Raw genomic sequence first — 1057 nt, forward strand, 5'->3', positions numbered from 1 at the left:
CTAGGTGTATTGATCACGAGCGTTGTTAACGCTGGTGAGGCTTGATCGTGGCGAGGGCCCCCGTGTGTGGTGGAGGTGTCGAATCTTCACCGCACGGAGGCCCTCATGTCCCACCGTAATGCCCGGCTGACTGTTCACGGCAGGCGGCTGCTCGTCGACCGTGTCCGCTCCGGCCGTCCCGTCGCGCACGTCGCCGCGGAGATGGGCATCTCGCGTCCCACCGCCCACAAGTGGCTCCGGCGCTGGCGGTCCGAAGGCGAAAGCGGACTCATCGACCGCTCCAGCCGCCCGCACCGGACACCACACCGGACCACCGCCGCAACCGAAGCCCGAATATGCCGCCTGCGCCAGGACCGCAAACTCGGACCCGCACGAATCGGCCCGGTCCTCAGCATGCCTGCCTCGACCGTGCACCGCGTCCTCACCCGGCACGGCCTCAACCGCCTGTCATTCCTCGACCGGCCCACCGGCCAGATCATCCGCCGCTACGAACGCGAACGCCCCGGCGAGCTGATCCACGTCGACGTGAAGAAACTCGGCCGGATCCCCGACGGCGGCGGCCACAGGACCCTGGGCCGCCAAGCCGGCCGGACCACCCGCAGCAACATGGGCTTCGACTACGTCCACTCCGCCGTCGACGACCACTCCCGCCTCGCCTACAGCGAGATCCACCCGGACGAAAAAGTCGCGACCTGCGCGGGCTTCCTCACCCGGGCGGCCGCGTTCTTCCACACCCACGGCATCATCCGCATCGAACGCGTCCTCACCGACAATGCCTGGGCCTACCGCAAGGGCCTGGCCTGGAAGAACACCCTGGCCGACCTCGGCGCAACCGGCAAGCTCACCCGCCCCTACCGGCCGCAGACCAACGGCAAGGTCGAACGCTTCAACCGCACCCTCCTCGACGAGTGGGCCTACCTCCGCCCCTACACCTCCAACGACGAACGCACAGCAGCCCTGGCAGACTTCCTCCACACCTACAACCACCACCGCAGCCACACCGCACTCGGCGGCCAACCACCCATCACCCGCGTCAACAACCCTGCGGGTCAATACA

1 protein-coding gene is annotated in these 1057 nt (G+C 67.9%); it reads left to right on the forward strand.

Annotated features, from left to right (window positions below):
- Positions 1–105: 105 nt before the first annotated feature.
- Positions 106–1057: IS481 family transposase (locus tag ACFW9Z_RS36080; protein ID WP_384647948.1), on the forward strand; the 952-nt coding region annotated here is incomplete at its 3' end.

This window comes from Streptomyces sp. NPDC059452 (genome assembly GCF_042750035.1).
Taxonomy (GTDB): Bacteria; Actinomycetota; Actinomycetes; order Streptomycetales; family Streptomycetaceae; genus Streptomyces.